Below are 9,653 nucleotides of genomic sequence, written 5' to 3'. Positions count from 1 at the left end.
CCACGTCGTCCTGGAACAGCCGCCCGCCGCGGACGAACCGGAACGCGCCCCGGCCGCCGCCCTGGCCTGGAACGCCGCCGCCGTCACCACCTCCCGCACGGCACCCGCGCGCGAGGACACCCCCCGCGCCCCCGACTTCAGCGTCTACTTCTTCGGCGACTACCCGCAGGACCGGGACGCCTCCGGCCCCGGCCGCTACGAACTGCTCATGGAGGTGGCCCGGTTCGCCGACCGGCACGACTTCCACGCGCTGTGGATGCCCGAGCGGCACTTCCACTCCTTCGGCGGCCTGTTCCCCAACCCGGCGGTGCTCGCCGCCGCGCTGTCCCGCGAGACCGGGCGCATCCGCCTCAACGCCGGCTCCGTCGTCCTGCCGCTGCACGACCCGATCCGGGTCGCGGAGGAGTGGTCGATGGTCGACAACCTCTCCGGCGGACGCGTCGGCATCGGCGTCGCCGGCGGCTGGAACGCCAACGACTTCGTCTTCTTCCCCGACCGCTTCGGCCGGCACCGGGAGACGATGTACGAACAGCTGGAGCAGGTGCGGAGGTTCTGGCGCGGGCAGCCGCTGCGGCGGACCACCGGCGACGGCGAGGCCGAGGTACGGCTGTTCCCGCGGCCCGTGCAGGACGCCCCGCCGATGTACACCGCGGTGGTCGCCAACCCGGCGTCGTACGAACTCGCCGCCCGCCACGACCTCGGCGTCGTCACCAACCTGATGACCCAGAGCGTGGAACAGCTCCGGGAGAACATCGCCCGCTACCGCGACGCCCGGGCCCGGCACGGGCTGGACCCCGGCGCCGGACGGGTGGCCGTGCTGCTGCACACCTACCTCGCCGGGGACCACGACGGCGCGCGGACCGAGGCGTACGAACCGCTGTCCCGCTACATGCGCGCGTCCCTGTCCCTGTTCAGCGGCGTCACCAACAGCCTCGGGCACAGCGTGGACCTGGCCGCCCTCAGCGAGGACGACCTCGAGACCGTGTTCCGCCGCGCGTACGGCCGTTACTGCGACCAGCGGGCCCTGATCGGCACGCCGGACAGCGTCCGCCCGGTGGTGGACGCCGTCGCCGCGGCGGGCGCCGACGAGGTCGTCGCCCTGGTCGACTTCGGCGTCGCGCCGGACGCCCTGCGCGCGGGCCTGCCCCGCCTCGACGCGCTGTGCCGCCACTACCGGGAGAGCATTGCCGGCCGGGAGGACCGCGGGCGCCGGGAGGGGACCGCCGTCCTCGCCCCGCCCGGCCCCGGTGCCGCCCCGCACGACGCGCCGCTGTCCCCCGGCCAGGAGCGCATCTGGTTCCTGGAGCGCCTGCTCCCGGGCCGTACCGCCTACAACGAGGTCAAGGCGATCCGCCTCGACGGCCCGCTCGACGTGCCCGCCCTGCGGGCCGCCGTGCGCGGGCTGGTCGCCCGCCACGAGGGACTGCGCACCGTCTTCCGGGAGAGCGGAGGCGAGCCGCGGCAGGTGGTGCGGGCCCCGGCCGAGCCCGACTTCGAGGTCGTGGACGGCGCCGGCCGGGGCCCGCGAACGGTCCAGGAGGTGCTGGCGGCGGAGAGCGCGCGCCGGTTCGACCTGACGGCCGGCCCGCTGTTCGTCACCCGGCTGGTCCGGCTCGCCGAGCAGGAGCACGTCCTCGTGCTGTCCCTGCACCACATCGTCGTCGACGCGGCCTCCGCCACCGTCCTGGCCCGCGACCTGTCCGCCCTCTACCGCGCCGAACGCGACGGCACCGACCCCGGCCTGCCCGCGCTGACCTGGTCCTACGCCGACTACGCGCGGGAGCGGGCGGCGGACGCGGACCGTCCCGGGACCGAGGAGGACCTGGCCTACTGGCTGCGCGCGCTCGACGGCGAGCTGCCCGTCCTCGACCTGCCCACCGACCGGCCCCGGCCCTCGCCGATGACCTCCCACGGCCGCGCGGTGTTCCGCACCCTCGACGCGGACCTGTCCCGGCGGCTGCGCGCACTGAGCCGCGCCCGCCGCAGCACCCTGTTCATGACCCTGCTCGCCGGGTACGCGGCGATGCTGCACCAGGTCACCGGGCAGGAGGACATCATCGTCGGCACGCCGGTCTCGGACCGGCCGGAGCGGGCCGGGGACCTGCTCGGCTTCTTCGTGAACACCCTCGCCCTGCGCTTCGACCTGTCCGGCGACCCCGCCTTCGACACGCTGCTGGACCGGGTGCGCGCCGTCGCGCTGGACGCCTACGACCACTCCCGGGTGCCGTTCGAGACGGTAGTGCGCGCGCTCGCCCCGCAGCGCAGCACCGACCGCACCCCCGTGTTCCAGGTGCTCGCCGAGTTCCAGTCCGCCGAGCCGTTCCGGTTCGACCTGCCCGGCGTCCGGGCCACACCGCTGGACGCCGGACCGGACAAGGCGCTGACGGACCTCACCGTCTACTTCACCGACCGGCCGGACGGCATCCGCTGCCACCTGGAGTACAACACCGACCTGTTCGACCCGGGCACCGTGGAGGAGTTCTTCGCCGTCTTCCGGGACCTGCTGGCCGCCGCCGTCGAGGCACCGCGGACACCGCTGTCCCGGCTCGCCGCGCGGGTCGCCGACGGGGAGCCCGTGCCCCGCTCCTGGCAGCACGGCCCGTCCCGTCCGCCCGAGGACACCACCGTCCACGCCCTGGTCGCCCGGCGGGCCGCCGCGCAGCCGGACCACCCGGCCGTGATCAGCGGCGACACCCGGCTCACCTACGGCGACCTGGACGAGCGCGCCGAACGGCTCGCCGCCGTGCTCCGCGAACACGACGCCGCGCACGACGGCGGTGACGTGGTGGCCGTGTGGCTGCCGCGCTCCGCCGACCTCGTCGTGGCACTGCTCGCCGTGCTCAAGGCGGGACGCGCCTACGTGCCGCTCGACCCGTCCCTGGGCCGGGCGCGCGCCGCGCAGGTGATCGCCGAGTGCGGGGCCCGGCTCGTGGTGGCGCGGCCGGCCGAGGCGGCCGCGCTGCCGCTGCCCCGGGGAGTGACCGCGGTGGCGCCCGACGCCGTGCCCGAGGGTCCGCGGCCCGCCGGGACGGCCGCCGGCGGCGCACCGTCCGTGTGCTGCGTCGTCTACACCTCGGGCAGCACCGGCACGCCCAAGGGCGTCGAGGTGCCGCACCGGGGCGTCGTCGACCTGTGCCGGTGGCACCACCGGCGGTTCGCGTTCACCGCGGCCGACCGCAGCGCCGTCGTGTGCAGCCAGAGCTTCGACGCGTCGATCCTGGAGATCTGGCCGGCGCTGACCGCGGGCGCGACCGTCGCCGTCGCCGACGAGACGGTCCGCAGGGATCCGCTCGCCCTCGTCCGGTGGTACGCCGGGCAGCGGATCACCTTCTCCATCCTGCCGACGGCCCTGGGCGAGCAGGTGCTGCGGCTGCCGCCGGACGACCAGCCGCCGCTGCGCTTCCTGCTGCTGGGCGGTGACGTGCTGCGCACCCGGCCGCGGCCCGAGGCGCGGTACGAGACGGTGAACGTGTACGGGCCCACCGAGGTCACCGTGCTGTGCACCGTGCAGACCGTGACCCCCGAGGACCGCGGAGCGACCGGGACGGGGGAGGGCATCGCGATCGGCCGCCCGGTCGACAACGTGCGGCTGCGCGTGGCCGACGCGGCGGGCGACCCCGTTCCGGTCGGCGCCGTGGGGGAGCTGTACGTCGGCGGCCCGGGGGTGGCCCTCGGCTACCGCGGCCGGCCCGACCTCACCGCGGAACGCTTCCTGCCCGACCCGGACGGCGGCCCGGACGCCCGCCTGTACCGCACCGGCGACCTGGTGCGCTGGACCGGGGACGGACGGCTGGAGTTCCGCGGCCGGGCCGACGACCAGGTGAAGATCCGCGGCTTCCGGGTCGAACCGGAGGAGGTCTCCCGCGTCCTCAACGGCCTGGACGGCGTACGGGAGGCGGCCGTGCTGGCCCGCCGCGACGACCGGGGCGAGGCGTATCTCGCCGCCTACGCCGTCCCCGCCGGCCCCGTGGGCGAAGCGGCCGCCGACCGGCAGGCGTTCGCCGACCTGGCGGCCGGGGAACTGGCGGACCGGCTTCCGGAGTACCTCGTGCCGCGCGCCTGGCACGTCCTCATCGCCCTGCCCCTGACGGGCAACGGCAAACTGGACCGCGCGGCGCTGCCCCCGCCCGACCTGGTCGCCGCGGTGCCGCACCGGCAGCCGCGCGGCACCGGCGCGGAGCCGGAAGTCGGCCGCCGCACGGACCTCGGGCGGCGGGTGCGCGAGCTGTGGGCGGCCGAGTTCGGCATCGACGCCGACGGGATCGGGGACGACGCCTCGTTCTTCGACCTCGGCGGTCACTCGATCACCGCCATGCGCCTGGTCAACCGGGTCCGGGAGGAGTTCGGCACGGAGTTCCCGATGGCGCGGTTCTACGAGGAGCCGACCCCGCGGGCCATGACGGACCAGCTGGCCCGCACCGCGGGCGGGACGGCGGAGCCCGGCGCCGACTCGGTGGTGCGCCGGGCCCCCGCCACCGAGCAGCAGGTCCGCTTCGCCTCCGTGCACGACTCCCACCCCCTTCCCCAGGTCTTCAACGTGGCCCTGCGGCTCACCCTCACCGGGACCCTGGACGTGGCGGCGCTGCGCACCGCCCTGACCCGGCTCGTGGAGCGGCACGAGGGACTGCGGACCCGCCTGGTGAGGGACGGCGAGGACTGGCAGCAGGAGGTGCTGGCACCCCGGCCGGTGGACCTGCCCGTCGAGGACCTCACCGGCCGTCCGGCGCGGGAGCGGGAGGCCGCCGCGGAACGGGCCTGCGCCGAGGCCGCCGAGACGCCGATCGACCCCACCGGGGGAGCCCCGACGGCCCTGCGCCTGCTGCGCACCGGCGACAGCTCCTGGGTCCTGCTGCTCGTCCTGCACCACTCGGCGTGCGACGGATGGTCGGTCAGCCTGCTGCTGAGGGAACTGGCCGCGCTCTACGGCTCCGCCGTGACGGGCGGTCCCGTCACCCTGCCGCCCGAGCCGTACCAGCCGGCGGCGTACGCGCGCTGGCAGCGGGAGCACGCCGACCCGGCCGCCGACGAGCGGAAGCTGGAGTTCTGGCTGCGGGAGCTCGACGGCGTGCCCTGCACGTCCGGCCTGCCGCCGGACCGGCCCCGGCCCGGTGCCGCGAGCGGACGGGGCGGCGTCGTGACGTTCACCGTGCCGGCCGAGGTACGCGCCGCCGTGGAGCGCTACGCGCGGCAGCGCGGCACGACCCCCTTCGTGGTCACCGCGGCGGCCCTGGGCCGGACGCTGACGCGGAAGTCCGGCCGGCGGGACGTCCTGTTCAACGTCTCCTACGCCAATCGCGAGCGCCGCGCGTTCGAGTCGCTGCTCGCCTGCACGGTCACGGGGTTCCCGCTGCGGGTGCGCGAGGCGGCGGCCGGCTCCTTCGCCGCCGTGACCGACCGGGTCTCCCGCACGGCGGCGCGGAGCATGGACCACGCCATGCCGATCCGCCGCATCGCCCCGGCCATGCGGCGGCGGAAGGGCGTCGACCTGCCGGACCGGCTGGACGTCGGTTTCGCGTACCAGAGTTCCCTGGAGACCGAGGTCGAACTGCCCGGCCTGACCACGGCGGTCGAGGACCTGGCCCCCGCCGCCGCCCGGACCGACCTCACCTTCGGGCTCGTGCCGGCCGGGGACGAACTGGCGGGCTTCATCGAGTATTCGGCCGATTTGTGGGACCGCTCGACGATCGAGGGCTGGGCCCGCGACTACGTCGGGGTCCTGCGGGAGGGAGTCACCGAGGACCCCGGAGCCTGACCCGGCCCCGCGCCGGCCGGCGGGACGCGGCCCACCGCACCCGCCGGCCGGCGCGCTCCCTCGCGCCGCGCCGCCTCGTGGGCCGGATGCGCCGGACCGGGCGGGCGCCGGTGCCGTGGCCGCCCGCCGGAGCCGTCGGCGCCGGGCACCGCGCGGTCCTCCCGGGGCGCCGTGGCGGCGGAGGGGCCGACCGCGGCGAGGGCGGGGGCCGTCGGGAGCACGGCGATCCGTCCCGCGGCCGGCGCCGGCGGCACCGCCCCGGAGCGGACCGCCGCGGCCGTCGCCGTCCCCTGGAAAAGGGCCGAAACACGACCACCCGCCCCCGCGGGACCACGATACTGATGCTTTCCTCACGACCTGCCGACCAGGGGAGCGGAATCGGTGCACACTGCGCGCAACGCGGACGGAGAGCCGGGCGGCACCCGGATCGGGCGTCATGCGGTGGTCGTCGGCGGCAGTCTGGCGGGCCTGCTCGCGGCCCATGTCCTCGCCGCCCACGCGGACCGGGTGACCGTCGTCGAGCGCGACCGGTTCCCCGACGAGCCGGAGCCGCGCCCCGGCGTGCCGCAGAGCCGGCACATCCATGTCCTGCTGGAGGGCGGGCAGTCGGCCCTGGAGTCACTGCTGCCGGGCTTCCTGCACGAGCTGCGGGCGGCGGGCGCGCCGCGGGTGGGCATGCCGGCGGACATGGTGCAGTGGCAGAACGGGTGCTGGTTCCGCCGGCTGCCCGCGTCGACGTACATCCACACCGGTTCCCGTGCCCGGCTCGAGCACCTCGTGCGGCGACGGGTCCTCGCCAATCCGTCGATCACCGTGGTGCAGGGCACGGAAGCCGTCGGTCTCCTGGGCGACGCCTCCCGGGTGCGGGGCGTGCTGCTGAGGGAACGCGGCGACGCGGCGGACACGGAGCCCCGGCCGGTCGAGGCCGACCTGGTCGTGGACGCCTCCGGCCGGGGCACGAAGGCTCCGCGGTGGCTCACGGCGCTCGGGGCGCGAGCTCCGCGGGAGGAGACCATCGACACGGGTCTCGCGTACGCCACCCGGATGTACCGCGACACGAGCGGCATCCTCGGCACCGGCACCCTCGGCTACCACGTCGTCCCCGGCCCGTCCCAGACCCGCGGCGCCGTCGTCCTGCCCCTGGGGGACGGCACCCATCTCGTCACCTTCTCCGGGCTGCGCGGTGACGAACCGCCCACGGACGAGGAGGGGTTCACGGCCTACGCCGAGAAGCTGCCGCATCCGTTCGTGCACCGGTGGCTGCGCGCGTCCGAGCCCCTCTCCCCGGTGTTCGGTTTCCGCAACACCGCCAACGTCCGGCGCCGGTACGACCTGCCGGGCCGGAGCCCGGCCGGATTCCTGGCGACCGGCGACGCCCTGTGCGCGTTCAACCCGATCTACGGGCAGGGCATGGCCGTCGCCGCGATGAACGCGGTCGCCCTCCGCGACGCCCTGGCCGATCCACGCCGTACGCCCACGACACGCCGCGTGCAGCGGGCACTGCTGTCGTCGTCCCGGCAGGCCTGGGACATCTCGGCCGGAGCCGACAAGCACATGCCCGGCGCCACCGGCACCGCGGTCACCGGCGGCGCCGCGGACCGCGCCACCGGGTGGTACCTGCGCCGGGTCCAGGAGCGCTACCCCGGCGACCCCGTGGTCGGGGCGGCCTTCCGGTCCGTACTGAGCCTGGCGGCGCCGCTGACCGTGCTGTTCACCCCTCCGGTGGCGCGGGCCGTCCTCTTCGGCCCGGCCGCCCCGACCCCCGCCGAGCCTCCGGCGGCCCGCGAGGAACCGGTGATCTGAGACCGTCTTCCACCGGTCGGCACGTGTCCGAGCCGCGCGCCCGTGGAGGTCCCGCGCGAGCGACGACGCGAAGAGGCGTTCGTGCGGCACCTCCGTCGCCGCGTGGGACGAGGCGATGGACCCGGACCGGTTCGACCTCGTCCGGTCCGACGTCCGGGCCGGCCCGGACGTCCTCCGCCCGCGCTTTCCCGGGGCGGACGAGACCGTGTCAGTGCGCCGGAGCGAGGTCGCCGGTGAGGGGGACGTCCGGGTGCGCGGCATTGCTGACGACGGCCAGGCGCGGCCCCCTCGGGCCGGGCTGCCACTGGCCGCCGACCAGCGGCAGAAGGGCGATGTTGGGGGTCGGCCCCCGTGTCCAGTCCAGGGTTCCGGCGATGGTGTCGACGGTGGATCCGGCGACGGCCCGTGCGACGGACGCGCGGTCGGTGGGATCGTCCGCGGCGGTGAGGGCGTGGTGGGCGGTCTCCAGCAGGGCGTGGGCCAGGCCCAGGGGCTGGAGCCAGGCAGCGCCGGTGGCCTGCTGGTAGGCGCGGGCGAGTTCGGCGCAGGTGGTGCCGTCCAGGCTGGAGCGGTAGGGGTGCCCGGGGCTCCAGTAGACCAGGGTGGCCACGCGCGCGTCGGCGAGTTCGCCGTGGACGCCGGGGGCGGGAGCGGTGTGCGTGTGCGGATAGGTCAGCCAGCGTGAGCAGGTGATCAGCCGGGGCCGCAGTCCCGCCTCACGGGCCTTCCGGTGGAAGAGGGCCAGGTCGGTGGCGGTGGCGGCGCTGGTGACGAGACCGACGCCGTGCTCCCGCATCCGGTCGACCTGCGTCCCGAAGTCGTCGGCCGGCTCCCGGTAGGGGCCGAGATCGACCAGGGAGCGTCCGCGCGCGGACGCCACCGGGGGGAAGCCGTACCGGTCGTGGCGCAGCAGCCGCCCCTGCAGGTCGTCGTTCCAGAGGCAGCCGACGGGAGCGTGGCCGTCGACCCCCTCCCACAGGTCGGCGAAGACGCTCGCGATGCCGTCCAGTCCCCAGGCGAAGTGGTACGTCCACCGGAAGCGGTGCCCGGGATCGGCGCCGCGGGCGTGGACGTACGCCTGCCAGGGGAAGGTGGTCGACACACAGGGGACCTCCGCCGCCTCGCACGCGTCGGTGACGGCGGGCAGTACCCGCGTCCCGGCCATGGTGAGCACGAGGTGCGCCCCGTCCGCACGGACCAGATCGCGCACCGCGGCCCGGGCCGCCTCCGGATCGGATCGGCTGTCGCGCACGGCGACGGTCACGTCGTAGCGGCGGCCGCCGTTGCGCACGTGCGCGAGCCGGGGCGCCAGTGCCCGCAGGACGTACGACAACGGCGTCCCGAGCGGGGCCAGCCGCCCCGTCAGGGGCGCCACCACGCCTAAACACAAGGAATTCGACGACATCTCGGCTGACGAACCGCCTGTCCTTCTCGTTGGGTCTTCCCGGATTCCCCGTCGCGGAGGGGGCCGGTGCCGCGGCGCCGGCGGACGCCGAGCCCCGGACACCGGCCCCCTCACCCCCCGTCGGGGCCGCTCAGTGGCCGGAGTGGTCCACGGTGATGCAGGTGGTCCGGCTGAACACCGCCACCGTCTCGTTGCCGCAGTTGTTGCTGTGGCCCGAGGCGTTGCGGGCGAAGAGGAGGTTGGACAGGACGCCTCCGCTGGGGCCGGCCACGTCTCCGCCGCCGTTGCCGTGGTCCTTGGTCACACAGGTGCGCTCCTTGAAGAGCGCCAGCTTGCCCGTGCCGCAGAGGTTGGCGTGACCGGAGGAGTTCCGGCCGGAGAGGTTGGACAGCACACCGCCCGCCCCCGCGTCGCCGTCAGCGGCATGGGCCGTGGCCATGCCGGCGGGGGCCGCCATCAGCATCCCCACCATCGAAGCCATCACCGCGATACGCCGTGCGCCGTACATCTGTGTCGGTTTCCTTCCGTCGGGTCGGTCCCGGCCGCGGAGCCGGGTTCGTCCGTTCCAACGACGGCGTGGACGATCGGCATGTGCTTCACGCCGGTGAATCATCTGCAAGAAGGTTGATCGGTTACTCCGACGGGATGGCGAGTGTGCGGCCGTTGACGGCGTCCCGACCGGTGCGCACGCTC

General features: G+C 75.6%; 4 protein-coding genes. 2 read left to right on the top strand and 2 right to left on the bottom strand.

Annotated features, from left to right (window positions below; all coding sequences use genetic code 11):
• Together ABD363_RS26915 and ABD363_RS26910 are read left to right on the top strand one after the other, a co-directional pair.
• Positions 1 to 5,752, top strand: a 5,752-nt coding sequence (locus tag ABD363_RS26915; RefSeq protein ID WP_344608051.1) for a MupA/Atu3671 family FMN-dependent luciferase-like monooxygenase, incomplete at its 5' end; no start/stop codon positions are given.
• Between the two features lie 441 nt (positions 5,753 to 6,193).
• On the top strand, positions 6,194 to 7,555 hold the full coding sequence (locus ABD363_RS26910) for an NAD(P)/FAD-dependent oxidoreductase (RefSeq protein WP_344608059.1): 1,362 nt from the start codon (positions 6,194 to 6,196) through the stop codon (positions 7,553 to 7,555).
• 208 nt (positions 7,556 to 7,763) lie between these two features.
• Here ABD363_RS26910 and ABD363_RS26905 read toward each other — a convergent pair whose 3' ends face one another.
• Both ABD363_RS26905 and ABD363_RS26900 read right to left on the bottom strand, forming a co-directional pair.
• Complete coding sequence (locus ABD363_RS26905) at positions 7,764 to 8,933, bottom strand: ABC transporter substrate-binding protein (protein ID WP_344608049.1); 1,170 nt, start codon at positions 8,931 to 8,933, stop codon at positions 7,764 to 7,766.
• Positions 8,934 to 9,090: 157 nt separating this feature from the next.
• The gene (locus ABD363_RS26900; protein WP_344608047.1) at positions 9,091 to 9,468 is read right to left on the bottom strand and encodes a hypothetical protein; all 378 of its coding nucleotides are present in this window, start codon (positions 9,466 to 9,468) and stop codon (positions 9,091 to 9,093) included.
• Positions 9,469 to 9,653: the final 185 nt, after the last annotated feature.

The organism is Streptomyces glaucus, from assembly GCF_039533365.1.
Taxonomy (GTDB): domain Bacteria; phylum Actinomycetota; class Actinomycetes; order Streptomycetales; family Streptomycetaceae; genus Streptomyces; species Streptomyces glaucus.
This window is presented reverse-complemented; position numbering and strand designations above follow the sequence as displayed.